General features: G+C 47.8%; 24 protein-coding genes. 7 read left to right on the top strand and 17 right to left on the bottom strand.

What is annotated here, in order from left to right:
* Window positions 1-18: 18 nt before the first annotated feature.
* Together GC093_RS02160 and GC093_RS02165 are read right to left on the bottom strand one after the other, a co-directional pair.
* On the bottom strand, window positions 19-1386 hold the full coding sequence (locus tag GC093_RS02160; RefSeq protein ID WP_171650208.1) for an LLM class flavin-dependent oxidoreductase: 1368 nt from the start codon (window positions 1384-1386) through the stop codon (window positions 19-21).
* A 50-nt stretch (window positions 1387-1436) separates the two neighbouring features.
* On the bottom strand, window positions 1437-2423 hold the full coding sequence (locus GC093_RS02165; protein WP_171650209.1) for an aldo/keto reductase: 987 nt from the start codon (window positions 2421-2423) through the stop codon (window positions 1437-1439).
* Between the two features lie 195 nt (window positions 2424-2618).
* On the opposite strand from GC093_RS02165, the gene GC093_RS02170 reads away from it, so the two are divergent.
* Window positions 2619-2792 (top strand): hypothetical protein, encoded by a 174-nt coding sequence (locus GC093_RS02170; RefSeq protein WP_171650210.1) that lies wholly within the window; start codon window positions 2619-2621, stop codon window positions 2790-2792.
* 48 nt (window positions 2793-2840) lie between these two features.
* Here GC093_RS02170 and GC093_RS35425 read toward each other — a convergent pair whose 3' ends face one another.
* On the bottom strand, window positions 2841-2993 hold the full coding sequence (locus GC093_RS35425) for a hypothetical protein (RefSeq protein WP_216624461.1): 153 nt from the start codon (window positions 2991-2993) through the stop codon (window positions 2841-2843).
* A 28-nt stretch (window positions 2994-3021) separates the two neighbouring features.
* Window positions 3022-3858, bottom strand: coding sequence for a sulfurtransferase (locus GC093_RS02175; protein ID WP_171650211.1), 837 nt, complete (start codon window positions 3856-3858; stop codon window positions 3022-3024).
* 177 nt (window positions 3859-4035) lie between these two features.
* Here GC093_RS02175 and GC093_RS02180 point away from each other — a divergent pair, with 177 nt between their 5' ends.
* Window positions 4036-4533 (top strand): GNAT family N-acetyltransferase, encoded by a 498-nt coding sequence (locus tag GC093_RS02180; RefSeq protein WP_171650212.1) that lies wholly within the window; start codon window positions 4036-4038, stop codon window positions 4531-4533.
* Window positions 4534-4639: 106 nt separating this feature from the next.
* Here GC093_RS02180 and GC093_RS02185 read toward each other — a convergent pair whose 3' ends face one another.
* The 3 genes from GC093_RS02185 to GC093_RS02195 all read right to left on the bottom strand — a co-directional run bounded on the left by GC093_RS02185 (window position 4640) and on the right by GC093_RS02195 (window position 6822).
* Complete coding sequence (locus GC093_RS02185) at window positions 4640-4933, bottom strand: 4a-hydroxytetrahydrobiopterin dehydratase (protein WP_171650213.1); 294 nt, start codon at window positions 4931-4933, stop codon at window positions 4640-4642.
* A 72-nt stretch (window positions 4934-5005) separates the two neighbouring features.
* Window positions 5006-6139, bottom strand: a complete 1134-nt coding sequence (locus tag GC093_RS02190) for a sulfatase-like hydrolase/transferase (RefSeq protein ID WP_171650304.1) — start codon at window positions 6137-6139, stop codon at window positions 5006-5008.
* A gap of 389 nt (window positions 6140-6528) precedes the next feature.
* Complete coding sequence (locus tag GC093_RS02195) at window positions 6529-6822, bottom strand: hypothetical protein (protein ID WP_171650214.1); 294 nt, start codon at window positions 6820-6822, stop codon at window positions 6529-6531.
* A gap of 156 nt (window positions 6823-6978) precedes the next feature.
* Between GC093_RS02195 and GC093_RS02200 the strand changes: the two genes are divergently transcribed.
* Window positions 6979-8583, top strand: a complete 1605-nt coding sequence (locus tag GC093_RS02200) for an SWIM zinc finger family protein (RefSeq protein WP_171650215.1) — start codon at window positions 6979-6981, stop codon at window positions 8581-8583.
* Here GC093_RS02200 and GC093_RS36770 read toward each other — a convergent pair.
* Complete coding sequence (locus GC093_RS36770) at window positions 8508-8828, bottom strand: hypothetical protein (protein ID WP_376768614.1); 321 nt, start codon at window positions 8826-8828, stop codon at window positions 8508-8510. The genes GC093_RS02200 and GC093_RS36770 overlap by 76 nt on opposite strands.
* Window positions 8798-9028: a hypothetical protein gene (locus GC093_RS36775; RefSeq protein WP_376768615.1), complete on the bottom strand. Its 231-nt coding sequence runs from the start codon at window positions 9026-9028 to the stop codon at window positions 8798-8800. The genes GC093_RS36770 and GC093_RS36775 overlap by 31 nt, the downstream gene beginning before the upstream one ends.
* A 6-nt stretch (window positions 9029-9034) precedes the next feature.
* Between GC093_RS36775 and GC093_RS36780 the strand changes: the two genes are divergently transcribed.
* The 3 genes from GC093_RS36780 to GC093_RS02205 all read left to right on the top strand — a co-directional run bounded on the left by GC093_RS36780 (window position 9035) and on the right by GC093_RS02205 (window position 11654).
* Window positions 9035-9190, top strand: a complete 156-nt coding sequence (locus GC093_RS36780) for a hypothetical protein (RefSeq protein WP_376768616.1) — start codon at window positions 9035-9037, stop codon at window positions 9188-9190.
* Window positions 9191-9193: 3 nt separating this feature from the next.
* Entirely contained in the window at window positions 9194-9325 is a 132-nt protein-coding gene (locus GC093_RS36785; protein WP_376768617.1) for a hypothetical protein, read from the top strand.
* 133 nt (window positions 9326-9458) lie between these two features.
* The gene (locus GC093_RS02205) at window positions 9459-11654 is read left to right on the top strand and encodes a DEAD/DEAH box helicase (RefSeq protein ID WP_376768618.1); all 2196 of its coding nucleotides are present in this window, start codon (window positions 9459-9461) and stop codon (window positions 11652-11654) included.
* A 14-nt stretch (window positions 11655-11668) separates the two neighbouring features.
* Here GC093_RS02205 and GC093_RS02210 read toward each other — a convergent pair whose 3' ends face one another.
* The gene (locus tag GC093_RS02210; RefSeq protein ID WP_171650217.1) at window positions 11669-12856 is read right to left on the bottom strand and encodes an EAL domain-containing protein; all 1188 of its coding nucleotides are present in this window, start codon (window positions 12854-12856) and stop codon (window positions 11669-11671) included.
* A gap of 416 nt (window positions 12857-13272) precedes the next feature.
* Between GC093_RS02210 and GC093_RS02215 the strand changes: the two genes are divergently transcribed.
* The gene (locus GC093_RS02215) at window positions 13273-16185 is read left to right on the top strand and encodes an ATP-binding protein (protein WP_171650218.1); all 2913 of its coding nucleotides are present in this window, start codon (window positions 13273-13275) and stop codon (window positions 16183-16185) included.
* Between the two features lie 83 nt (window positions 16186-16268).
* Here the strand turns inward: GC093_RS02215 and GC093_RS02220 are convergent, their stop codons facing one another.
* The 7 genes from GC093_RS02220 to galE form a co-directional block, all read right to left on the bottom strand.
* Entirely contained in the window at window positions 16269-17009 is a 741-nt protein-coding gene (locus GC093_RS02220; RefSeq protein WP_171650219.1) for a (S)-benzoin forming benzil reductase, read from the bottom strand.
* A gap of 156 nt (window positions 17010-17165) precedes the next feature.
* Window positions 17166-18029: a transglutaminase family protein gene (locus GC093_RS02225; RefSeq protein ID WP_171650220.1), complete on the bottom strand. Its 864-nt coding sequence runs from the start codon at window positions 18027-18029 to the stop codon at window positions 17166-17168.
* Window positions 18026-18985: an alpha-E domain-containing protein gene (locus tag GC093_RS02230; RefSeq protein ID WP_171650221.1), complete on the bottom strand. Its 960-nt coding sequence runs from the start codon at window positions 18983-18985 to the stop codon at window positions 18026-18028. The genes GC093_RS02225 and GC093_RS02230 overlap by 4 nt, the downstream gene beginning before the upstream one ends.
* Window positions 18986-19102: 117 nt before the next feature.
* Entirely contained in the window at window positions 19103-20560 is a 1458-nt protein-coding gene (locus GC093_RS02235) for a circularly permuted type 2 ATP-grasp protein (RefSeq protein WP_171650222.1), read from the bottom strand.
* Window positions 20561-20895: 335 nt separating this feature from the next.
* A complete protein-coding gene (locus GC093_RS02240; RefSeq protein WP_171650223.1) occupies window positions 20896-23106 on the bottom strand; it encodes a methyl-accepting chemotaxis protein in 2211 nt (736 codons plus the stop codon).
* Window positions 23107-23472: 366 nt separating this feature from the next.
* Window positions 23473-25047, bottom strand: a complete 1575-nt coding sequence (locus GC093_RS02245) for a UDP-glucose--hexose-1-phosphate uridylyltransferase (protein WP_171650224.1) — start codon at window positions 25045-25047, stop codon at window positions 23473-23475.
* A 36-nt stretch (window positions 25048-25083) separates the two neighbouring features.
* Window positions 25084-26070 (bottom strand): UDP-glucose 4-epimerase GalE, encoded by a 987-nt coding sequence (gene galE / locus GC093_RS02250; RefSeq protein ID WP_171650225.1) that lies wholly within the window; start codon window positions 26068-26070, stop codon window positions 25084-25086.
* Window positions 26071-26074: the final 4 nt, after the last annotated feature.

Below are 26074 nucleotides of genomic sequence, written 5' to 3' on the forward strand. Positions count from 1 at the left end.
GCCTTCGGAGCAGCCGCATCAATGGACGGCGCCTTGCAGAGCGGTAGCGTTATTGGTGAACCGATTGTTCGGGCGAGATAGACCGAAGTGCTCGCGGAACGTGCTACCCTCATATTCTGTACGGAACAATCCGCGGCGTTGAAGCACCGGCACAACCAAATCCACGAATAAGTCCAGTCCGTCATACATATATGGAGGGCAAATATTGAACCCGTCGGCCGCCTCCTCGACGAACCATTCCTCGATCTGATCGGCAACTTGTTCGGGATCGCCCACAACGAGAAGATGACCTCTCGCCGTCGCAGCGAAATAGTAAAACAGCTCGCGAACCGTTATGTCCTCATGCCCGGACGCCCGCTGAGCCAGTCCAACCAGCGATTTGACTTTGTCGATGGGCAGACCCGATAGGGATAAGTCCGGCAGGGGACCGTCAAGCGGATAACCAGTCAAGTCTAGACCAAGACGATTCGACAGCGACGTTACGTTGAAATCAGTCACAAGCAGCTGGCTAAGCTCCACATATTTGGCGCGAGCCTCTTCTTCCGTTCGCCCCACCAGCGGTACAAGCCCGGGCATAATAAACAGTTCCTCCGGTTGCCGTCCATACTTGGACAACTTGCCTTTAATACCTGCATAAAACTTTTTAGCTTCTTCAAGGACAATCTCGCCCGTGAAAATAGCCGTAGAAAACTGAGCACCCAGCTCCTGACTCCGTTCGGAAGTACCTGCTGACAGCAGCGGAATTTGCCCTTGCGGTGGTCGAGCGACGTTAAGCGGTCCAGCTATCGAGAACTGGTCTCCTACATGGTTGATCGTATGCACCTTGCTCTTGTCCACGTACTCTCCCGTCTCTTTGTTCCGTAGAAAGACATCATCCTCCCACGTATCCCAAAGCTCCTTGACAACACCCACGAACTCATCCGCATAATCATATCGTTTCGCGTTATCCCAATGCTTTTCACGGCTGAAATTCAGGGCCGCTCGGGTATCCGCACCCGTTACTACGTTCCATGCGAGACGCCCTCCGCTCAAATGATCGAGAGATGCCGTCATACGAGCGACATGGTACGGTTCCGCGTACGTTGTATTTACTGTCACGATTAAGCCAATCTTCTTCGTAATCGCAGCGAGGTAGGAGAGCATCGTGAACGGCTCCATTCGGACCATCTGCGATGGGAAGGTGTACTGTTCGTCTACACTGGTGGCCAGTCTATCCCCTAAGAAGAAAAAGTCGAACTTCGCTTCCTCTAGCTTTGCTGCCACCCGATACAAAAACTGCGGATCAAAAGCCCCATCGGTGACCGCCTCTGGCAGCCTCCATCCAGCCGGATGGTACCCGGTAGAAAATAAAAATAGTCCAAGATGCAACTGACGTTTGTGGCTCATTGTGTTACCCTCCTAAAAGTAAGTTATTCATATTAGAAGTACGATTGCTGTTACAAAATAAGATGAAGACTCCGTGATACCTCGTCGATGTGCGCAAGCTCTTCCTGTGTTAGGCGTTGATCCGCATACCGTAAAGCATCCTCAATCTGCTCTACCTTCGACACGCCGAGTATAGCCGAAGAAATATACGAATGACTGAGCACCCAAGACAACGCGAACTGTGCCAGCGACCAACCGCGTGCTTCGGCAAGCGGGTGAATCGCATCAACGAGCGTATAAGCCCGGTTCGCCTGCAGCAGCTGTTCGAGCTTCTTCTCTCCAGCAGCTAGTCTAGACTTCGCAGGTGGTGCTTCACCCGCACGATACTTGCCGGTCAGGATTCCCCTGCCTAGCGGGCTGTACGTGATGATGCCGACATTTTCGGACTGTGCAAAAGGAACAAGCTCCCTCTCGATCCCTCTGGTGATCAAGCTGTATTCCGGCTGGACGCTTTCGAAGCGGTGAAGACCGTGGACAGCACTAACTCCATGCGCTTTTGCCAACTGCCAAGCCGCATAATTGGAGCAGCCTATATAACGGATTTTGCCTTGCTGGACGAGATCGTCCAGCGCCCGAAGCGTCTCTTCCATTGGCGTCTGTGGATCGAATCCATGAACCTGGTACAAGTCAATATGGTCGGTCTGTAATCGCCTAAGACTATTTTCCAAAGCCCTATAAATATGGTAACGACTTTGCCCTGCGTCATTAATTCCATTGCCTACCCGGGCATGAAACTTCGTGGCGAGCACAATATCATGCCTACGTTCCTTGAGCGTTCGACCCAGGATCGCTTCGGATTCCCCGATAAGTGACAAATCTCCCATGTCCATGCCTCTTCCATATATATCCGCCGTGTCGATGACGTTAATGCCTGCATCCAATGCAGCATTCAGTACTTCCTCAGAAGCTTTCTCATCGATCCAACGACCAAATGCCATCGTGCCTAAGCTCACCTCGGACACCTTTAATCCGGTTCTTCCCAATTTACGGTATTGCATGTTGTCCACACTCCTTCTAGTTGTTTTTAAAAAAGGACAGCCAGAAAGACGCCTTAATTACTAGCGCCTCTCCGGCTGTCCGGTAGAGTCTTCGATTTATTTAATTTTACTTTCCCCATAGATTAACTAGGATATTAGCATCAATGATCCAATTTGGCAATACAAAATTTATTTTTGAAGTCTAAGTTCAAATCGATGTTAGTTGCAATCACTCTCGTGTTCGCCTTATCTGCAGGAAGCGTACAAGCCACAAACCCTTACATGGATTACTATTCTTATATTTACAACACCAATGGGTGCGTAGAAGCCGAAGCGTATGTGGTATACCTGGGCTATGATGGCCAGTGGCGGGAGTGCGATCTGACGTAGGTGATCGGAGTAGCGAGCGTTGTAGTGTACACAACTCCGAAGCGGCGGCTACTGCCCGAACCCGTTCAAGAATACAAACGCGCGTTTGCTTGTCAGCTTGGCTGTAAACATTCTCAGTGACTTGGTGTTGATTCCGTGTTGACTTGTAACTGCCCGGAAGCGCCAAAAAAAGCGTACAGCACCAAACACGCTGTACGCCAAACGCCCGTCGGACGCGGCCTCTCCGCTCTTACTCTTTCCCCGTAGCCACCGGATTATCCTCGTAGCTAACCCAGTCGCTCCAGCTGCCGGAATAAAGCTTCACGTTAGAGAAGCCCGCCGCGCGCAAAGCGAGTACATTCGGGCATGCCGTTACGCCAGAACCGCAATACACGATGATTTCATCCGCCGATTGCAAGTCGGTAAACCGTGCTTTTTGCAATTCATCTTCCTTCCAATTACCCTGTTCATCGAGGCTATCCTTCCAGAAATACTGCTTCGCCCCTGGGATATGGCCCGCTACTGGATCAATCGCTTCCTCAAGCCCCAAATATCTCCGTTCTTCACGCGAATCGATCAGTACAGTGCCCGGACGGCCAATGCGGCTCTTCACATCCTCCATGCTGACCAAAATACCTTCTTGAGGCTTCGGTTCAAATACTGTCGGGTGCTCCATTGCAGGCTCATCCGTCACAGGATAACCAGCTTCCTTCCACTTCGTGTAGCCTCCATCCAGCACATACACTTGAGAGTGACCGAGATAATGAAGAAGCCACCACAAACGCGAAGCCATCGCTCCACCCTGATCATCATACACAATTACAGTTTTTTCATTATTTATGCCCGCTGTGCCCATCTTAAGTGCAAATTCATTCCAATCAGGCAGCGGATGCCTTCCCCCGTGTACGTCTTTGGGTGCTGACAAGTCTTGTTCCAAGTCAACATACACGGCGCCAGGAATATGATCGACAGCATAAGCCTCTCGGCCCGCACTTGGGTTTCCTAATAAAAAACGACAGTCCGCAATGACGACATGTTCGTCTGTACCGTGGTCAAACAGCCAATCCTGACTCACTATATGCTGCATCATAAACACTTCCTTTACTGTGTGGATACCTATATTAGTATACAACGGAATAGTGCCCCAGCAAAACGAAAAATTTCCGCTATTTGGTAATCAGTTCGACAAACCCCAATGCTGCGAGTACAATAGGGATGAAAAAGAATTGGAAAACCGCAAGGTCCCCAAAGGAGTGTACCTCTTATGCTTACTTCGCCAACATTCCGAATCGTCCCTTTAACTGAAGCCCACTGCGGCGACATCTGCACTTGGTCCTACCCGGCTCCTTATAATATATACAATTGGCGCCCCTGGGATATCATGCTCTCTGAGCAAGAAGAATTTGCAGATGCCGAGCTCCGGGAGCAGCAATATAGAGCTGTCTTAGATGAAGATGGCCTTATGTATGGCTTTGCCCAGTTTTTCCCTATTACTGGAGTTACAAGGCTTGGATTGGGCATGCGTCCTGAATTATGCGGCCGAGGTCATGGTGTTGAATTCGTTCGTGCTATAGCCACCGAAGCAAAAAGAAGAGCACCCGCCAATGAAATCGATTTGGAGGTGCTTAGCTGGAATATTCGCGCATTCCGTGTCTACGAAAAAGCAGGGTTTGTTCATACCGATACTTACAACAAGATGACGCCAACCGGCAGAGATATGTTTTACTGCATGGAATGGAAGCCTAAGCGATCTAACAAGTAACCGGATGACTCGCTACCGAAAGTCAGTGAAACATGAAGCTGCTGTTTAAAAATACCCGACCGACCTTTTCAACCATCTTGTAAAAAAACAGAGCTGCCTAATCCAACTATACGCCTAAAGCATCATCAAAGCGTGCTGCCGCCTCAAAATCAAGCGCGGTTAACCCGCCGTCATGCCATGAGGTGAGCCGCAGCGTCACCCTTTTATAATCAATGGCGATCAGCGGGTGATGGTTTAATTCCAGCTCCGCGATACGCGCCACCTTCTCAACGAAAGCAATACCGGATAAATACTCGTTAAACCTGTAGGTTTTGACGATCCATTTCCCATCTGTTTCTCTATTCCAGCCAGACATCTGCTCCAGCTGCGTAGCAATTTCGACTTCTGTCAGCTTCCCCATTGACTCATTCTCCTTAAATTTTTGCTTCGTATGGCTTGCTCTCTCGCTCACCTAACCACTCATCAATTAGTCCTATACACGTAGTTCATTTACGGAAACTCGGCGCTGCCCCATCGGAACCGTTGGTGCATTCACAATTTGGGCGGCAGCTTCCCCCGCTTCCTTCATACGCGCAAGAAGCCGCAACTTCAATTGGTCAGCAACCGTTCTGAGGGACTCCACTCCAACTAGATTGGTTAGCTCATACGGATCGGCTTGCAAATCATACAAAAACTCTTCCTCATAAATGTCCGAACCAGCATGAGACCATCCGTCTTTTCCAGCCGCTTTCACACTGTACTTCCAACGGTCCGTCCGTATAGCCCTGCCCACCTGCGATTCACTGATTTGCACGAACACCTCTTGAGGCCAATCTGCCTTTGCCTGCTTTCCTTGCAGCAGCGGCAGGATCGAACTTCCCTGCATAGCTTCCGGCACTTTAATGCCTGCAGCATCCAGCAGGGTAGGAGGAAGATCTATCAGACTCACAAGCTCCGTAATACGTCGTCCGTCTTGAAAGCCAGGACCGATCATCGAAGTCGGGACCCGGATCGAGCTGTCATGGCAGGAACGCTTATACTCGCCATTTCTCGTTTTAAAATGGCAAGCATGATCCGATGTAAATAAAAGTATCGTATTTTCCGATAAGTTCAAGCTTTTCAAGGTGTCCATTAATCGGCCGAGCGCATCATCTAACCGCTTTACCATACCATAATAGCCGTCCAGATGCTGATGCGCCGTCCCGCCCAACGATGCAAGATCAGCCGGAACCCAGCGGCTTGTATAAGCCCCTTGATAAACTTCAGGGGAAGGATAATTATCCGTATGGTTTTGATGATGCGGCTCCAAATAGGAAACAAACATATAGAACGGGTCGGCTTGGTGCTGATCGATATAACGGATTGCTGCGTCAGTCAAAGCATCAACCCGATAACCAGGAAGCTTCACTGCCTCGTTATCATTGTTGTAAACAACCGTATCATATGCGTCCGACGAAAACTCCAGCACATTAGAGGCCAACCAATAATCATACCCGCCTCTCTGCGTCTCAGGCACAGGCTCTTCTTCGGCCAGGTGCCATTTCCCTATATAAGCGGTTTGATACCCGGCTGCCCCAAAATGGTATGCCAATGTTTGGGTGTTCGCAGGGAGAGGAATCCCATTCAGCCATTCAAAAAAGTTTACTCACATTGTGTGCTATATTGTTTTAATGACCCTACTCACTTAGCCGGAACCTCCGGATTCTTCATATTCACTTATTAACACCTCCCATTCGAAACCTGTTTCTGAGCAAAGGGGATAGTGTCCATAGGATTGCTAGCTATAGCAATAACCACACAAAATTACATACCGGGCTAATAAAATCACACCGTAATTCAACAAAAATTTATCGATATTAAGTTAATCACGCAGCCTAATTCAAAAATTAGTGGATGTCCTGTCCATATGTACGGGCTCGTTTTTCAATTATGAGTGAAGCTCAGTATAAAAATAGACTCTACTTAATCAAAAAAACGCCCAGCGAAGGGCGTTTTTGACTTATAAATAGTTGCAATTTAAACCAAGTAAATCACGCTGATAAGCTTCTCACCATGATAAATAACGATAACGTGCTTATCTTTGTCATGGCTGATGGTACATTTGCCAACACTCATCTTGGGATCACTGCCAAGCCCATAAAATATATCGTCAGCCAATGTCTTGATACATTCCTGCTGTTCCTCGGGTTCCAATTCATTCCATTCTTCCGATGTCATCTCCAAAAAGGAATAACATTCATCCATACTGTATAAAGCCTCGGTAAAATCGTTAATAATGTCAGGATACTCCCGACCAAATTTAATTCCCACAACATCAGTCCTTTCGAATGGAAATGGATTGGAAATGCTTACTAAGCATTTTAACCCGAAAAAACCCTTACATGCAACCGGACAGAGGAAGCATTTAAATCCAAAATCTGTTACACTATAAGGATAGACAACGAGTTCGGAGGCGGAACGTTTCTCATGCTGAAGCTGCAAATCCCGAAAAACCGAATAAATTTTTTAATCGAACGGATGCAGCATGACTTTGAGTTGCCGATACTGGAACGCGGATGGGAATTTTACCACAAAGCCCGTGTGAAAAACATAGAGCTATTGCATGGAGTGGAAATCTCCGCTTCCGTACACGGCAAAGAGAAATACGAAGTCATTCTGGATATGGACAATTTTGCAAAAAGCAGCTGCAGCTGCTCCTATCCATCCAACTGCAGGCATATGGCTGCTGTTATTTTCACATTGTATGCATCCTACGCACGGCCGGAGCTGCTTCTACAGCAGCTAAAGCAAGCCATATTAGTGAAAAGTCGCCAGCAGCAATCCCGTACGTCTTCATCAGTATCCAAGGCTGAGAAGAAACAGGAACGTTTAGAGGCTCTGCAAGAGAATCAGCCGCCAACGGTTTGGCAACGTTTCTTTGACCAGCAATTTTACGGCTACTCCCTTTCACAGCAGCACTCGATTGAGCTGTTTTACAATGCAGCCAAGGACTCGCTGACTCCACTTGCGGCTAATTGGGATGAACCCTTACGGCATCTCTATGAGCTGCATGTCGTTCTATTCGTCATGCGCAAAATAGAGCAGTTTTATACGGATACGAAGTCGTCCTATTTATCTTATTACATTGAAACAGGCAGCAAAACAGTCGCTAAGCAATGTATAGAGCAGCTTGAAGGCCTTCTGCCTGCCCTGAATTTCACTGCACTCCTGAAAAAACACGAAGCCGCTGTGGATGAAACCATGACGATGCTTGGCGAAACAGCTTTAACCGGCAAGGACTCGCCTATGGATTGGCTGCTCGCTTACCGCAGCATCTGGTGGCGTCTGGAAGACCGCCCGGAACGACTGGAGCGCGAACGCAAGCGGCTTCAGCTTATAGCAGCGAAGTCTAATGTTATGCCGCGCAGACGCGAAGCCGTTATAATCGCATTGGCTCATTTTGATATAATGGCCGGTAATGATGCAAAAGCGCGAACGCTTCTTGAGCAGCTTGCTAAACGAGAGGCTCGTGATTTCTTCATCTATTTACACCGCTTTTACGATGGCCAGGAGTGGGAGCGCATGCTGGCATGGCTCAGATGGCTTCTGCCCTCTGTACAGCGCGCTCAACAGGAGGAACTACGGATCTTCTGCACCTATTGGATGGAAGCTGTAAGCCGTCAGCCTGATGACGGCGAATGGGTCGATGTCATGATCGCCCTGCTGCCGCGGACGTACTATTTCTATACAGCCTATTTATTAAAAGCGAACCGGTTTAAGGCTTGGGTTGATTTGCAGCTGGCTAATCGTGTTTCTCCGCTTAATTTATATGCACTGGATTTAAAAAATGTGGAGGCGAACGATCCCTCCCTGCTGCTGCCGCTGTACCATCAAGCCGTTGAACGGTGCATTGCGGAGAAGAACCGCAACTCTTACAAGATGGCCGTTAAGCTGCTGAAGAAGCTGCACGCGTACTATAAACAACTAGAGAAGCTGAACACCTGGGAAGAGTATATTTACCGCCTAGCGAATCGGTATTCCCGCTTACGCGCACTGCAAGAAGAGCTTCGGAAAGGGAAATGGATTCCATGAGCGATACGACTGCGATAACCATTAACACCCGATGGATCGTCCCCGGCTGCTTCTTCTTGTGGGGCGTCCGGCATAACGGCGGCATCAATGACGCCAATGATTTGAAGAACCTGCTGTTTGCGTGGCATCAGCAGTCTTTTTATGGCACGTTCATCGAGGTTACGGAGTCGATGAACATTGAAGGACTGCAGCTGCCTGCATTGGAGGCGCTGGACTACTTCTGCAGCCCAAGCGCAGTCCAGCATTTAAAGCTGGATTGGAGCCGTGAGCTGCAGGAGCTTTTGCACTTGGCGCCGCATGTGAAGGAGGCGCTGGTGCAGGGCCGCTGCATGCCCGACTTCACGAAGTGGAAGGCGGGTGAGCTAGGCTGGAAGCTGGCGCTGCCAGACAGCGTGGCAGCGGAAGGTCTATCTCCACTAGCGCAGCAGTGGATGGATCGACTCATCCCCGAGTGGGGCGAGGAAGATGGCGTGCTGCGCCAGAGCATTCGTCAGCTGGAGCAGACATATCCGCTGCTTCAACGCGGGAAGCTCCCAGCCGATCTATGGATGGACGAGGAGGATTGGCTCGTTTCCATCGGCTGGCAAACGGACGGCACGCCGTTTAGGACGTGCCTGCAGTTGAGCGAGCCGCCGCAAGGACGCGGCAGCTGGCCGCTGCGCGTGATCCTACAAGATCGCGCGAACAAGGATGTGCTGCGCGAGGTCGACGCAGCAGTGCTGGAAGCCGCTGCGCAGGCTGATGCGGCGGTGCAAGCGGAAGCCGCCGACGGTGCCGCCGCGGCGCAGCCGGGCGAAGGCGCGCTCGAAGCCGCGCGCCGCAGCGTAGACGCAATCGGTGCAGCCGCTGCGTCTGCGCCGTCAACCGCCGACGCAGTGCCCGTCGGCGAGCACAGCATCGCGCCCGTGCGCGATGTCCACCCGGCGCTGGCGGAGCTGCCCGCCGCGTGGCAGCCGCATCTGCACCGCGCGGCGAAGGATCTCGCCAAGTGGCGGCGCATCCAACCCTCGCTGCAGCAGAGCGAGGACACACCTATCCTGCGCAGCGAGCTGTCGCAAGACGAGGCTTGGCAACTGCTCACGCAGGGCAGCCTACGCCTGATGGAAGCGGGCTACTCCGTCTTCTTGCCCGCCTGGTGGGAGCGGATTCGCCGCTGGAAGCCGCGGCTCAAAGCCAAGATCAAATCATCGGTTGGCTCTGGACCTCAGGCGATGTTCGGCCTGCAGCAGCTGATGCAGTTTGATTGGAAGATCGCACTCGGCGATATCGAGCTGACTGAAGAAGAATTCCGCACGCTGCTTGAAGAAAAGCGTAAGCTTGTACAAATCCGCGGCCAGTGGATACAGCTTGATCCGGCACAGCTGCAGCAGCTTGAGCAGGTTATGAAGCAGGTGCAGAAGAAGCAAGGGCTTTCGTTCCGCGACGTGTTAGAGCTTCACCTGCTTGGCTCCTCAGAAGGCGAGGAGGAATTCGGCTTCCAACGCTCACTCCAAATGGAGGTTGAGCTGAATGAACAGCTGCAAGAGATGATTGAGCTGCTCAACCACGCCAAGCGACCACCGCTGATTGAACCTCCCGCTTCTTTCCGCGGGACTCTGCGCCCCTATCAGCTGGAGGGTATTTCTTGGCTGCTGTTTCTGCGCAGCGCCGGCCTTGGAGGCTGTCTTGCTGACGACATGGGTCTCGGCAAGACCATTCAAATGATCACCTACCTGCTGCACATGCGCGAGCAGGCAACTGCTGGCGTCGGGGAAGAAGACGCCCCAATCATCCCTTCCCTGCTGATCTGCCCCACCTCGGTGCTCGGCAATTGGCAGAAGGAGCTGCAGCGATTTGCCCCCGAGCTGAAGGTTCATCTGCATTATGGACCTAATCGCGCCAAAGGCGAAGCCTTTAAGGAAACCTGCCAAGGCTATGATCTCATACTGACTACCTACACCTTGTCGCACTTGGATGAAATAGAGCTAGCTCAGGTTGAATGGAGCTCCATCTGTCTCGATGAAGCCCAAAACATTAAAAATGCCTACACCAAACAGGCCACTTCGATCCGCAGCTTGAAGGCACAGCATCGAATCGCTATGACCGGTACTCCAATTGAAAACCGGCTCACCGAGCTATGGTCGATCTTTGATTTCCTAAATCCGGGTTACCTGGGCACCTTGCGTGAGTTCACGCACCGCTATGTAACGGCTATTGAGAAATCGAATGATCCGGAGCTGGTAAGCAAGGTACAGCGGTTGATACGCCCCTTCCTGCTGCGCCGTGTCAAGAAAGACCCCGCCATCCAATTGGATTTGCCGGAAAAATACGAGAACAAAACATTCGTTTCACTCACGGCAGAGCAGGGTATTTTATATGAAAACTATATTAAGGATATGTTCGATAGATTGGATCGTTTAAGCGCTATGGAGCGGAGAGGCTTAATTCTTGCGGCTTTGACGAAGCTTAAGCAGATATGTAATCATCCGTCGCTTATGCTCAAGGAGCCTGCTGGTTCCCCTTGGCAGCAACGGTCCAACAAAGTGGAGAGGCTGCTGGAAATGGTACAGGAGCTTCGTCAAGAAGGGGATAAATGTCTGATATTTACACAGTTTGTGGAAACTGGACATTTGCTTCAGCGCATCCTGGAGCAGGAGCTGGAAACTCCAGTCCTGTTCCTTCACGGCGGTACGCCGAAGGCAGGAAGAGATCGCATGATCAGCGAATTCCAAGGCGATACCCTACTTCCAGAAGGACAGCAGCCGAGCATCTTCCTCTTATCTCTAAAAGCTGGAGGCACAGGACTGAATTTGACCGCTGCCAACCATGTGTTTCACTTTGACCGTTGGTGGAATCCTGCTGTGGAGAACCAAGCAACCGACCGGGCTTTTCGAATTGGTCAAACCCGGCATGTTCAGGTGCATAAATTTGTAACATTGGGAACGCTTGAGGAACGAATCGATGAAATGATCGAGAAGAAGCAGGGTTTAAGCCAACAAATCGTAGGGAACGGAGAACAGTGGATTACTGAAATGTCGACAGATGACTTGAAGGAGCTGTTCTCACTGCGAAGCGAGTGGGTTGAGGGTTAGCTAGATTATCCGAATCAAACGCTCAAATCCAGAAAAATATAATGCGTGTCCCCAACCGGACAAGAGTACGTTTGCATCGGCTGAGCCGTATCGAGATCGGTATATACTTGAGAGAGCATCCCCTGCCGTTGATTATTCATCCGCATCATATTAGGAATAAAGTAAGGACGCCATATCCAATTCGATCCTTGAAACTGGGCGTCCTTCTTCCATCCCTCGTCCATATCGCGAATGAAATTAGATGAAACCTGACAGCCATCCTCGCGGCATATATAAATTCTCGTCACATTGTCGGCGACAGTGCCGAGTAGGCTGCCGATCATCATATCCGCATCCTGGGCCGAAGAAATATGCATTTCTGATGAAATTAATTCATTAAGACTTTCTTGTACAGAGAATAACGCCCGATAACGCGTTATTTCTGATTCCGTATAGATACGTATCTCTTCTTTTAATAAAGGCTCGTAGTTTCGTTCTGATTGAAAATCAGCTCTGGCTTCCGAGAACAGAAAGCCTTGGACATACCTAGCCCCAGCCTTTAATGAATGATACAAGTCCTGCTTCGTTTCCACACCCTCTATCAACAACGAAGACCCCATCTGTGAAGACAATATGGAAAATGAATTTAATAACGCATTATAGCCCTCGTGATTTTTGCTCTTTTTCAACAGCTTCAAATCAATTTTTAAAATATTAGGTTTAATCGAAGCTATCCGATCATAATTGCTGTATCCGCTGCCTATATCATCGATTGCAATCAAGCAGCCTTGCTGACGATAAACCTCTACAATTTTCGACAATTCCTCCAAGCGTCCGTGGAACTCCTCCTCGGTTATCTCTATGACAACCCGCGACGGCTCCAATCCATGCTTTTCAACAAACTGCAGCGTAGGCAGAATACCGGTTTCCTTGTACTTCCTATAAATCCAAGACGGCTTTAAATTTAAAAACAGCATCGCATCCCCGTCAGATTGAGCAATAGTCGAGATCGCCTTCTCACGCAGCAATCGGTCTACTTGTAAGTGATGCTCATCGCTAACAGTTGGATCATGAAAAAAAGGCCCTAGGCTGTGAACCTGTCCTTCGTGAACCCTTCTGCCCAATGCTTCATAGGCGATAATTTTCTGGTTTTGGAGCGATAATATCGGCTGAAAAAAAGGGTGGAGTTCCTTTTCCAGCGGTACTTGATTCATCTGCAACATCTTCGCCTCCTGCTGCCTGATGCGTTAGTTTGGTGTTACCATACCTAACATTTATTAGTCCTCATTGTTATTGTAAGCGAGAACGGCTGAACTGGCAAACATTTCTTGCAGCAAACTTCACGGTTTTCGGCATTTTTCATGTTCACATCCCTCACATTCATCTCCACACCTTTATTTTTACTTAAATACCCAAACAATCCGTCCGTATTATTTAAATAATAGCTTATTTTTTGACTATGAAATGCCGAAATAAATAAGGTCCTGTCGTAAATTAGCGAAATATATTATTGAATACTCAAAAATTATAGATCTTTATAAGTTCCACACAGGAATATGTTCAGGTTTTGTCGAATTTGTTGGTAGAATATGTACGTTAAACGTTCACTCCACTCTCTTAGAAACAAGGCGGTCTTTATATGAAAATAACACGCTCGAATGTATCTTTGCTATACGTTGTCCTTATTATTTCCTTGCTTGCTTTTGTTAGTATATCCAGCTATGTGGCTTCCACTAATATGGAAAATGAACTGAATAGCGTTGTAAATGAGGTTATTCCTTTATCAGGAGTAGCCGGAAATATTTTTGAGGATATAATTAATCAGGAAACGGGTTTGCGCGGTTATATAGTGTCGGGTGATGAGAAATATTTGGAGTCTTATGAGCTTGGCAAGCAGCAGCTTATTCCTGACCTAGAAATAATGGCCGACTACCAGAAAAAATATCCGGGCCTGAAAAGCTTGATGGAAGGCGATATGCTGCCGCAAATTAAGCGTCTACAGGATTATTACCTCTCACAGATCATCTTGGTCCAAAGCGGTAAAATTGAGGAGGCCCGCACACGTATTACGAATGGAAAAACGATGATGGATCGGTTTCGCCAGCTTCATATCAAGGTCATAACCGAAATCGATACCATTGCGGATTCTGCCTACAAAGACGCCAATCAAGCAGGACGCTCAGCTAGAATTATTATTGCCGTAGGCGGTGGCTTAGCCCTCATCATTGGCTTGATGTCCGCAGTCATATTCAGCCGAGCAAACCGCGCGGAGGCTGCTCTGCGTAAAAGCGAGGAAACCTACCGATATATGGCGGAAAGCTTAGAGTCCCAGAACGAAGAAATTATAGCCCAGCAGGAGGAGCAGGAGCAGACTCTTGAGAAGCTGTCCCAGCGAGAGCAAGAACTCGAAACCATTAGCACGTATCAGGAAAAGCTAACCGGCTCTTTAGAAATGTCCCTGTTTCTGGAGTCATCCATTCCCGCTTTGCTTGACTCGCTCAAGATGGACGCAGCTTTACTTGTCATGAAATCGAATAAGGACAGTGGTTCGACTGACGCACAGGATGAGGAAGCTTCCTATTCCTATACCATATTATACGCCACCGGCTACCCACAGCAGCTGCCGAGCAAGATTCAGACCGTATTGTTCGGCCCAGCGCTTCGAGTCCTTACTGAAAAAGTACCAATCGAATGCAGACGAGATCTATCCTCTATGGAGCTTGGCATACACCAATCGATGAGTCACGCTTTGGATCAATACTACCCTGTGTTCGATGACAATAATGAAGTAATTGGTTTTCTGCTTTTAACCAGTTATTTGACTTCACGAAGTGAACAAAGAGGCCGTATCGCCAAAGGCCTGGTCCGACAATTCGAACTCGCTTTCCTTGCACAGCTTATGAACGAGGAACGGCTCAGACAATCGATTCGTTTGGAACAATTGAACGATCAATTAACCCATGAGAAAGAGTTTATCGGCAATCAACGCGACCTGATTAATAACATTTTGGAGTCTACACATGAAGGCATGATGCTCTGCGATTCGAAGGGCACACTGCTGTTCGTCAACCACCGCATGAGCGACTATATAACTCTAAGCCAACATATTGGGCAAAATTGGAACAAAGTGGGAGACTTTATTAGTCAGACCAGCCCTTCGTTTATGCCTATCTATCTGTCTGTTGAAGGCCTGCTGAATGGATCGCTTGATAAGCTTACCGAGCGCTTCGTTTATTTGGACCAAGATAATCAACAGCGTTATGTTGAGCTCTACGCAACCAAGGTTGGTGATAAAGATAATCAAGTAGGTTATTTATTCGTATTCCGGGATCGAACAGAAGAAGAAAAAGTTGATGAAATGAAGAATGAATTCGTCAGTATCGTTTCCCATGAACTACGGACGCCGCTCGCAAGCGTATTGGGTTTTATTGAAATCTTATTGCATCGCCAGCTCCCACCTGAAAAGCAGCAGAAATATATGGAAACCATTTATAAAGAAGCTAACCGTCTATCTACCCTAATTAACGACTTTCTGGATTTACAGCGGATGGAATCAGGCAAACAAGTGTATCACTTCGCTCCAGTCGATCTCGTCAGCCTGCTGGAAGAAGCCTCTTACCAATGGAAGGGTAAACAGAGCCACCAGCTTGAGCTGCACGTTCCTGATAACGAAGTATGGATCCGTGCCGATTCCGACCGTTTTAAACAAATCATTCACAACCTGCTTAGCAACGCGATTAAATATTCACCTCAGGCCAATAAGGTTGATGTACGAATTGAAAAAAACGGCCAGCAGGTAAAGCTTCTCATTACTGACTACGGACTTGGAATTCCGGATGAAGCCAAGGATAAGTTATTCTCTAAATTTTATAGGGTTGATAATTCAGACCGCCGCCAAATAGGAGGCACAGGCTTAGGATTAGCCATTGTGAAAGAAATCGTGGACGCACATCAAGGTTCAATTACCTTCATATCGGAAATGGGCAAAGGCACTACCTTTACCGTCGAACTGGAAACTCACAAGGTGCCAAGCGCCGAAGGCAGTATCATCGTCCTTGAAGACGATGACAACCTGGCCAAGCTAATCCAGATTGGACTTACCCGATTGAACGTCCCTACCGTTCACTTGCGTTCGGCCGAGGAAGGAATTATTGCTCTGAATCAAATTCGTAACCAAGCGCCGCTGCTTTGTATTGTAGATATCCATCTGGAAGGAACGAAAACCGGATGGGACTTTATATCCGAACTCTACAAGCATCCCGACTATTTCCGAACCCCTGTCATTGTGTCGACAGCATTGGAACCACCTTTGGACTATCACGAGAAAGACCTTGAAAAGTTTCTGCGTAAGCCTTTTTCTATGGAGAAGCTGCTGGATGTTGCAGAGCATCTGCTCAACAACAAAGAGAATACGGCTTACATTTTCCCAGCACAAAATGAAGAGCACATTAAAAACTCCTTGGAAAAGAATGGCATCCACATCAACGAGATCACCCGCGATCAAGATACCATTCAAGTCGAACTATCACACAAACAAAATAAAGATACTTGATATCAGCCAAAGCTGATTCATTCAGCACAAAAGCCCGAAGTGTCCTATATCAGGACCTGCGGGCTTTTGTTATACATGTCAATCTAAAGATTCTCAACAACAGAGCCTTGAACAAACGATTCTCCTAAAAGAAATTCAACAAGCTTTTCAGCTGTTGCTTCAGGCGATTCAAGCATTCCTCGTTCCTTTACTTTTGCAAAGATTCGTGCGGATGCGAAGGTGCTTTGGTTAGCATTCCTTGCCTCCTCCTGCAAAAGAGTGTCAATCATTCCAGGCCAGACTGAAACTACTTTGACAGAAGATATACCTTCTCCTTGCTCCAGCCCCACACATTGAGAAAAAACATCTAACCCCGCTTTAGATGTAGAATAAGCGCTCATCCCAGAAAGATGATTTTTAACAGACATAGAGGACACATTCAAGACCCTTTTTTCAACAGCAAGCTGCTTGGTAAAGCGAATAAAAAGTGACGTGAGAAGCATCGGAGCAAGCAGATTGACATTCAGGTTTCTGGCCAATTCCTCACCACTTGCTTGTTCAATACTGGATAGCGGAGAAATAACCGCTGCATTATTAATTAGATATATCCCTTCGGCTTTTGAACTATCTACCTTACTAAAGATGGACTGCATTAGTTCTTCAATTTGGTTGATATTATTTAAATCAAATTCGAAATAATTGATATTGGCATCACTGCTTTTAGATATTAAATCATCATTCTTCTTCCTTGAAATGCAAAATAAGCGATGGTCTTGAGCTATTAATTTATCAGCAATTGCTCGACCAAGCCCCCTAGATGTGCCTGTAACAATAAAATACTTCATATAATGAGCAACTCCTTATTTAGCACTAGATACTAGTATCTTATACCAAATATAACCCATAATATGGAAATATTCAATAGAGTCTATAAAATACGCACACAAAGAACGGGCTTGTTCGTCTACCGCGAACAGCCCGCTCTTACCAAACTTTTTTGTTCATCCTTCCAACCTTCTTACATCCACCGTGACATCCAGTATCTGACGCGCCGTGCCGCGGTAAACACCTTTAACAGGGACAATGTCCTTATAGTCACGTCCATGGCCTAGCTTCACATAGCGCCAGCCTACCTCCGAGTTGTTCGTAGGGTCAAAGCCGAGCCAGCCTGTGCCAGGCACGTGCACTTCAACCCAAGCATGCGAAGCCTGCTCGAAGTCGGCGCTGCCCCCTTGTAAATCACCCACAAAGTGGTACCCACTGACATACCTAGCTGGCAGCCCAATACTGCGGCACGCAGCTATCATAAGATGCGCATAATCCTGGCACACCCCCCGCTTCAGCTGCAGCGTATCGCTCACCTTCGAATGGACATGCGTTGCATAGGGGTCATAAGTGAAGTCACGGTAAATGCCTTCGGTGATCTGCTTCGCCCAATCATAGTATCCATCCGGTCCGATCTCAAACCCCGCCGCATAAGCTGACAGCTCTTTGGTCACTTCGGTATATGCCGTAGGTAACAAATATTCAATATAACGATTCTGCAGCCGTTCGCTTTGCAGAAGCTCCCGCTGCTCCTCGAGGGGCACCCTTTTCAGTAAATCCCAGTTCTGATCCTGCGTTACTACCGTCGCCTTAGTCTTAATAACCAACTCACGATGGGGCTTACTGACTGAGAAGGAATGTACTCTATTGCCGAAATAATCCTCATAAGTAAATAAAGAAGCGACCGGTTCAATCCACACCTCATGGTGAAAGCAGGATTGCCGGTAATTGGTCCGCGGTGTCAATCGAAGCTCATTGACACTGTCTGCAACCGATTCCGCATACGTATAGCGGGTCACATGGTTGATCTCGATCTTCATGCAGTGGCCTCCTCAAACTGGAAAAAGGCAGTAGCCATAGTCTTTCCAAGCCTATGACATGAAACCGTTAAGTGCTCCAGAAGCGTTGATACTTGCTGGGCTCGGAATTCATCGGGCTCTAGACAAGCCATCTCCGCTTTTACTTTCCCAGCTAGACGGACTGCTTTCTCATGAGGAATGTGATAATCCTGAGTCTGCAGCTCGATTCCCTTCAAATGCTTTTCCAATTCGGTAAAGGAGAACTGGATCGATCGAGGAAAGCTTTCACTTCTAATCATAAATTCCATTATATGTTCAACCTGCATGCCATCCCCATAAAATCGCCGGAAAGATTGATAGCCGCTTACCGATTTAAGAACAGCTAGCATATTCGGGTAAGGAGTCGGTATATCTCGCCCCTCCAACAGCGTTCCCGCCACAGATTGCAGGATTCGGACTGTATTCTCAGCTCTTTCGAGAAACCTGCCGCTTTCGATGAAATGCCATTCATTTTGCCTTAACATTACCGAATTCTCTACACCCTGAAACATAGCCATCCGTTCCTTAATATGTCTGTAGAAAGCATTAGGCGAATCTTTAATGATATCATCCACCTGCATTTCCCCGAGCCACAGATAGAAAGCATTTAGCACATCCCAAAGCTCACTCGGCAGCTTCTCCCGAAGCGTCCGCAGGTTATTCCTCGCTTGACTGACGCAGGAAAACAATGAATTCGCATTGCCCCGATCCAGCGTAATGAATGAGAGTACATCTTTTTCCGTAAAAGCCTCGAACTGTTGTACGTACAAAGTACGGGCACCAAGCGCATCGATCAACCGCGTCCACTTATGATCCTTGTGAAGAAAGTCAGCTTCCTGCTGAATGTGATAGTGTACATCAATCAACCTAGCGTGGTTTTCCGCCCGCTCCACATACCGCCCTACCCAGAACAAAGCTTCTGCATTACGATTGAGCATGCTCATCACCTCTTCATTTATTGAACCAGCGGTGTTCCTACCCTACAGTTGCCGCCGCAAAACAAGCATTTCCCAAACAAACCCCTTCTAAACAAGTGCCTCCTATCCAAGCAACTTCTATGCAAGCACCCAAGTATCCTTGCATCCCCCGCCCTGCGAAGAGTTTACAACAAGCGAGCCTTCCTTAAGCGCCACCCGAGTTAATCCGCCTGGAATAACATGAGTGATACCATTACCCATTAGAACAAATGCCCTCAGATCGATATGCCGAGGTGCCATTCGCCCATCCAGCATCACAGGTGCACGCGACAGCTGCATGGTCGGTTGAGCAATATAGCGGTCCGGATCCAGTCTTATTTGTTCAGCGAAGGCAGTGATTTCTTGCTCTGTAGCCGCAGGACCGATAAGCATCCCATACCCACCAGATAAGGACGTTTCTTTAACAACCATCTCATGCAATCTCCCCAACACGTACTCCCTCTCATCAGGACGAGACAGCAAATAGGTTGGCACATTGTTTAGGATAGGCTCCTCATTCAAATAGTAACGAATCATGTCCGGAACATAAGCATATATGGCTTTATCATCTGCTATTCCTGTGCCAGGAGCATTAGCTATGGCAATATTGCCTGCGCGGTAAGCATTCATAATACCGGCTACACCTAACATTGAATCAGGCCTGAACGCCAACGGGTCGAGAAAATCATCATCAATGCGACTGTACAGCACATCTACCTGCTGCAGTCCTTTCATGTTGCGAATATAAATCTTATGGTCTATAGCTACCAAATCACGTCCTTCAACCAGATGAATCCCCATCTGTTGAGCTAAGAAGGCATGCTCATAATAAGCAGAATTGAATTCACCAGGTGTAAGCAAGGCAATGACGGGCTCGGATTTACGGGATGGAGACAGACTGCGGAGCGATGAAAGAAAATGGTTCAAGCTGTGCTCAACGTCACGGATAGAACTGGAGAAGGTTAGTTCAGGAAATAGTTGATTCATAATGGATCTGCCTTTGAACAAATAGGAGAAGCCCGATGGAGAGCGCAGGTTATCCTCCAGCACATAATAACGTCCATCTGCGTCACGTATCAAATCAATGCCCGAGGTAGTCATATATACACCGCCAGGAACATCAATATGCATCATCTCCGGCCTGAAATAACGATTCCCCACTATCATTCTACGAGGAATAATACCCTCAGCGACAATTTCCTGTTTATGATACATATCGTATAGAAATTGATTTAATGCCTTCACCCTTTGCAGCAGCCCTCGTTCAAGCACAGCCCATTCATCACTAGGTATAACCCTCGGTATCATATCGAAAGGAATCGTTCTCTCCAGCGGCTGCGATTGTTCCGGCTGATAGAGCGTAAATGTAATCCCCTCCTCCAGCATGCGTCGGTTCATAGCTTTCTGCTTGGCAGCAAGCTCGTCACCCTTCATTTTGGAAAAGCAGCTGTGCGCCTGCTGATAGTGAGGACGCACTAGCAAGTCCTTCATAAACATCTCATCATAGAATGACTCCAGCGGATATGGAGTATTGTGGGAACGGTTGATCATCGCCATATGATGTTCGGTCTTGGATGCGCAAAATAGTACATCCTAACCACTCCCTCCCCTCTTTTGCCGTTTAATGTTATGTTACATGACATAAAACCAAGTGAAATATCCCAAAATCCGAATATTCAGAACCTTTATACCTACTATCATATGCCTCACATCTTTTTATGTCAATATACATGACAAATAATTAACAATTATTTTTTACATAATTTGTATTACTACAGCGCATGTTTCAGTATAGCCCAACGCCGCCATTCCATTCTCGAAAACACAAATACCGCCCCGAATCCATTATGGATGGGGCGGTACATTTTTAAATAGAGCTTCGCGTCTATCGGTCATCTCCTACGAGTTTCTGTCAGGCGGAATTGATTCACCAGCTGCTGAAGGAAATCCGTAATAGCCTCCACATGACTGGAGGTATGGCGCACATTCACAATATCCGTTAGCAGCTCCTGGACCTTTCCCTCAACCTCTGTAGAAATTTTGCGATTTTCCATACTAACCTCGGCAATTTTCTCCATCAAGCCCACAACCTCGTCAACCACTTGCGTCTTTAACGATTCCTCGGCACTTGCGCCACTCAAAATTTCTGATGCCGCTGCAACAAGCTGCGTTCCCTCAGTTACAACCTGAGTCCCCTCTTCCATAGATTGGAACGCTTCTTTAGCATTTTTATAAATCAGCTGTACGGTATCATTAATTTCCTCAGTAGACTTACGTGTAAGGTCAGCCAGCTTCCGTATTTCCCCAGCAACTACCGCAAAGCCTTTACCATGCTCTCCGACACGCGCTGCCTCGATCGAAGCATTCAGCGACAATAAGTTGGTTTGGCTGGATATTTCTTCAATGACCTGCAGCACATTTTTAATTTTTTGAGTCGTCTCCATAAAAGTTAAGATTGTCTTATTCGTATCCGCTACTTTGGTGGAGATTTGCTTCATTTTATCGCCAATGCGCTCCACTTCACTTTGCGCCACAGCTATTTGTTCAGATGCCTTATCCTCTAGCACACGCAGCGTACCCTGCATATCGCCCACAACATCCTTAGCAACGTCGATATCTTTAAGCTGCCTGCGGATACTTCGGATCATATCATGAATCTTCCCGCTCATCCGCTCCGTGGAGCCTTCGGTACTGACAGTTGAAACCGTAAGAACATGCTGGCTGGACAGCACATCGGAAGCAGCTTGCTTAACCTGCAGCATAATTCCTTCCAAGGAATCGATCATATTGTTGATCCACATGGCAAGCTCTTTGGTTTCGTCATGCATGAATTGTCCATGTTCCAATCGCTGCGTCAAGTCACCCTTACCCTCGGCATTAATGCGGATGAATTGATTAATTTTATGCAAATTATCTACTACAGGCTGCGAGCCCTTTTTATGAAGAGTCCAAGCAATTAGTAGTCCATACAGTAAATTGAATGCCCCGATTACACAAGCAACAACCAGTGGTGACATTTGACCCATGATCAAATAGACCAAGACTGCTGACAACACCGCAAATCCACCCAACAACGGAAGCTGCAACCGTGTCAACTTCCAGCGAATGCTGCGAATCCGGTACACCTCTTCCAAATCTCCTTCACACATCATCCCCCAAACATCTGGACAATGCGGAAGCTGGAAGGTAACGCCTTTCCCTATTACAGAAATATGGCGGTAATCGGAATAGCCAGGAAAGGTCACAAACAGATTACTGCCGTTTGCTATCGTGTTAGCTACCCCTGGATGCAGCATGCCAGTCGCAGGATCTGTGAACATCAGCTCCAGTTCCGTGTGCTCTTTCACACTCACAGTACCCCAGTCCGTTGTGACCCCATCCTTCAAGTTCTCCCCAAAGGTGAAGGTGCGGTCTTCAAACCGGCTTCGTGACAAAGCCGTACCAGGAGCAATCTGAGAGTTCAAGCCCGGTCGCGCCATAAAAATATAATTATCCCCGGAGTCAGGATACACATGGCCGGATTCACGCTGGATCAAATCACCTATTACATCATTAGGCACTCTACCGCATAATGCCCCCGCGCGTTTACCTTCCTTCATTAAAGGAATAATGTACAACAACGTCATTTTATCGTGAAATGCAGAAGTGCTCGGTCCGATTTGTTCAGTCAAAGGGTCCGCAAAAGGCCCGAATAAGCATTTACTGCCGCTATTCGAATACTCCAACCCCTTGGAGAAGGGTGCTCTCCCTCCATACCGCACTCCGATATGAGAGGCATAAGTCGAGAATAATACAGCAGCTTCTTCATCCAGCAAGAAAATTTCAGAAAAATCGGAAGCCCGGTTCCCGGCTGCTGCAAACAATTTATCAACGGCCGCACTCCAAAGTTCAGGAGATTCGCTCCGTTCCACTTCTAGCGAACCCATCTGTTCCAACAGCCTGTCCAAATGAGACCAATATTCGTTCGTCCAGCTTTTTAATAACTCCATGCGGGTATTGGCTATACTTTCAAAAATATCCTCTACGTCCTCCTTCATCCCGCGATTTAAACGGCAGGACCACCAAAGCGGCAAACCTTTCTTAAACCCCAACCAATCAAACATGCGATCTCCCCCAGACCTAAGTCCTGCGTTATGATAATGTGAACAATTATAACACATACTTAGTGCCTATGTGAGATAATATCAGCTAATTTTAACAAATTTTCGTATAAAATTTACTAAATAATGCAGAAAAGGCGTTCATTCGACGATAACCTTACATCGTTCATTCGTTTTTTAATGAAAAACATAGAATAAAACTAACCCTTGTTCTTTATTTCACATAACAATTATCGTTTTTTTGCCCACGCAAAAACTGCAAACCCCACATCCTTAGATGAGGGGTTTGCTAAAACACATTCCATATGAAAAGGAAAACGCCGCGCACGGAAGCCGCTCAGACGAACAGCAGCCTAATACATCGGCATCCTACTGTCTGAAGCCTAATGAGTTAAGGAAAGCAATGAAGCCTGACATTCCCTGCTCATTACGTTTATAAACCCCCGCATCCCTTAGCACATCGGCAAATTTATGGCCTACCGCGGTTTGCAGCACTCTTTCAGCCACTTCCGCAGTTAAATTGCTGCCATGAACAGAAATCAGTTCATCAATCCAAACCTTGTGCTTGTACAGAGGGTGATCGGGTTGATCGGTTATCTTTGCATCAAACGGAAGATTCCCTGTAAGTATTTGAGAAAGCAGCTCCAGCTCATCCTTAAGGCGACCAGGCAGTACAGCCAAGCCCATAACCTCGATTAAGCCGATGTTCTCCTTCTTAACATGATGCAGCTCTTTATGAGGGTGGAAAATACCATCTGGATGCTCTTCGTTCGTACGGTTGTTACGCAGAACAAGATCCAACTCATATTCACCGCTCGCATTATTTCTAGCAATAGGGGTTACCGTATTATGAGAAATACGGATTCCCTCTTGTTCCGTGTAAGCAATAATTTCATTAGTTTGATCGCTATAACCCTTCCAAGTGCTCAGAATCGTATCCGCCAGCTTAAGCAGAAGCATTTTATTATGACTCGACATGCGGATGACCGACATTGGCCATTTGACGATTCCCAATCTTACATTCGGATATTCCGGATGGGTGAAGCTGAGATCTACCGGTGCTTTTTCCATTGCAAACTTATGCTTGCCACCCTGAAAATGATCGTGATTAAGAATCGACCCACCGACAATCGGTAAATCTGCATTGGAGCCGATGAAATAATGCGGAAACTGGTCGATAAAATCGAGCAAACGGTAAAAGGTGTGGTGCGACGTTTTCATCGGCCTATGCTGCTGATCGAAAATAATACTGTGCTCATTGTAATAAACATAAGGCGAATACTGAAGATACCACGCGTCCCCATCGAGCTGCAGAGGAATGACCCTCAGGTTCTGCCTTGCCGGATGGTTAATCCGGCCTGCATAGCCGACATTGTCGATACAGAGCAGACATTTGGGATAATTACTCTGAGGCGCTGTCTTCAGCAGCGCAATTTCTTTAGGGTCCTTCTCCGGCTTGGACAAATTGACCGTGATTTCTAAATCGCCGTATTCCGTTGGTGCCAGCCAGTACTGATTCTTAGCAATCCGGTCCATCCGGATGTAGTTGGAGTCGATACAGAGCTGGTAGAAATCGTCGGTTGCCCGCTCCACACCTTGTTGGCTAGAGGTGCTCCAGAAACGGTTGGCTACCTCCGACTGACGAGGCATTAAGCAGCCCATTATTTTCGCGTCCAGCAAGTCGCGCAGCGTCGTATTATTATCTTCAAGAATACCTGCAGCAGCGGCATAATCGAGCAAGGGCTCGAGCAGCTCCACCACACTTTCAGAAGCAGGCTCTTCAACCTCTTCGGTATAAGGCTCATCGATTAATAACAGCTCAAGCAGCGCATTTCGCGCTGCGTAGCTGTCTATCGGGCTTAGAAGCTTGCGCCGGATGCCGAACTTAATCAGTCTTTCAATATCTTGTGCAGCAGCAGCCTGCTTCTCTATTGCTTCATTCATGGTGTTACTCCTCCTATCCATTCCATAGGCCAGCGCTTAGTTAGCGTAGCCGTTAGGATGGCCTTGATGCCATGCCCATGCCGTCTGAATGATTTGCTCCAGACTATCGTGCTGCGGCTTCCAGCCCAGCTCTGCTCTCGTACGTTCAGATGAGGCCACGAGAGTTGCCGGATCGCCTGCGCGGCGGGCCTCCATAACTGCTGGAATCGGATGCCCCGTCACCTTACGTGCAATTTCGATAACTTCCTTAACGGAAAATCCTTTGCCATTTCCAAGGTTATAGACACTGCTTTCCCCGCCATTGCGCAGCTTGGCAACAGCTAGAATGTGCGCATCCGATAAATCAGTGACGTGAATGTAGTCACGGACGCAGGTACCATCCGGCGTAGCGTAATCGTCGCCATAGATCGAGATATGCGGGCGTTGGCCCAAGGCCACCTGCAAGATAATGGGGATCAAATGGGTCTCAGGCGCGTGATCCTCTCCAATGCGTCCAATCTTGTGAGCTCCAGCGGCATTAAAGTAGCGCAGTGAAACATATTTGATGCCGTGTGCGGTATCAAACCAACGCATCATTTTCTCCATCGCCAGCTTCGTTTCACCGTAAGCGTTAGTCGGCAGCGTGCGGTCACTTTCGAGAATAGGCAGGTTCTCCGGCTCGCCATAGGTAGCCGCGGTGGATGAGAAGACGATCTTCTTCACGCCATACTCATTCATTTTCTCCAGCAAGCATAAGGTGCCGTATACGTTGTTGTGGTAGTATTTACCTGGATTCTGCATGCTTTCTCCAACCAATGAATTGGCTGCAAAATGAATCACAGCGTCGATCTCATTTTCTTGAAATACTTGATCCATAAATGCCGCATCGCGAATATCGCCTTCATATAGCTTGCCGCCTAATATCGCTTCCTTGTGTCCCTGCTGCAAATTATCAACTACCACTACTTCCTCATTACGAGCTAACAGCTCCGCCACTGTGTGCGAGCCAATGTATCCCGCCCCACCTGTCACTAATACGGCCATCGTT

This window comes from Paenibacillus foliorum, assembly GCF_013141765.1.
In the GTDB taxonomy this organism is placed as follows: Bacteria; Bacillota; Bacilli; order Paenibacillales; family NBRC-103111; genus Paenibacillus_S; species Paenibacillus_S foliorum.

Bases quoted from the DNA above. Each gene is read 5' to 3' on its own strand.
- GC093_RS02160 (WP_171650208.1), bottom strand. From the start codon at position 1,386: ATGAGCCACAAACGTCAGTTGCATCTTGGACTATTTTTATTTTCTACC.
- GC093_RS02165 (WP_171650209.1), bottom strand. From the start codon at position 2,423: ATGCAATACCGTAAATTGGGAAGAACCGGATTAAAGGTGTCCGAGGTG.
- GC093_RS02170 (WP_171650210.1), top strand. From the start codon at position 2,619: ATGTTAGTTGCAATCACTCTCGTGTTCGCCTTATCTGCAGGAAGCGTA.
- GC093_RS02175 (WP_171650211.1), bottom strand. From the start codon at position 3,858: ATGCAGCATATAGTGAGTCAGGATTGGCTGTTTGACCACGGTACAGAC.
- GC093_RS02180 (WP_171650212.1), top strand. From the start codon at position 4,036: ATGCTTACTTCGCCAACATTCCGAATCGTCCCTTTAACTGAAGCCCAC.
- GC093_RS02185 (WP_171650213.1), bottom strand. From the start codon at position 4,933: ATGGGGAAGCTGACAGAAGTCGAAATTGCTACGCAGCTGGAGCAGATG.
- GC093_RS02200 (WP_171650215.1), top strand. From the start codon at position 6,979: ATGCTGAAGCTGCAAATCCCGAAAAACCGAATAAATTTTTTAATCGAA.
- GC093_RS36770 (WP_376768614.1), bottom strand. From the start codon at position 8,828: ATGCTGGACTGCGCTTGGGCTGCAGAAGTAGTCCAGCGCCTCCAATGC.
- GC093_RS36775 (WP_376768615.1), bottom strand. From the start codon at position 9,028: ATGAGTCGATCCATCCACTGCTGCGCTAGTGGAGATAGACCTTCCGCT.
- GC093_RS02210 (WP_171650217.1), bottom strand. From the start codon at position 12,856: ATGTTGCAGATGAATCAAGTACCGCTGGAAAAGGAACTCCACCCTTTT.
- GC093_RS02215 (WP_171650218.1), top strand. From the start codon at position 13,273: ATGAAAATAACACGCTCGAATGTATCTTTGCTATACGTTGTCCTTATT.
- GC093_RS02220 (WP_171650219.1), bottom strand. From the start codon at position 17,009: ATGAAGTATTTTATTGTTACAGGCACATCTAGGGGGCTTGGTCGAGCA.
- GC093_RS02225 (WP_171650220.1), bottom strand. From the start codon at position 18,029: ATGAAGATCGAGATCAACCATGTGACCCGCTATACGTATGCGGAATCG.
- GC093_RS02230 (WP_171650221.1), bottom strand. From the start codon at position 18,985: ATGCTCAATCGTAATGCAGAAGCTTTGTTCTGGGTAGGGCGGTATGTG.
- GC093_RS02235 (WP_171650222.1), bottom strand. From the start codon at position 20,560: ATGGCGATGATCAACCGTTCCCACAATACTCCATATCCGCTGGAGTCA.
- GC093_RS02240 (WP_171650223.1), bottom strand. From the start codon at position 23,106: ATGTTTGATTGGTTGGGGTTTAAGAAAGGTTTGCCGCTTTGGTGGTCC.
- GC093_RS02245 (WP_171650224.1), bottom strand. From the start codon at position 25,047: ATGAATGAAGCAATAGAGAAGCAGGCTGCTGCTGCACAAGATATTGAA.
- galE (WP_171650225.1), bottom strand. From the start codon at position 26,070: ATGGCCGTATTAGTGACAGGTGGGGCGGGATACATTGGCTCGCACACA.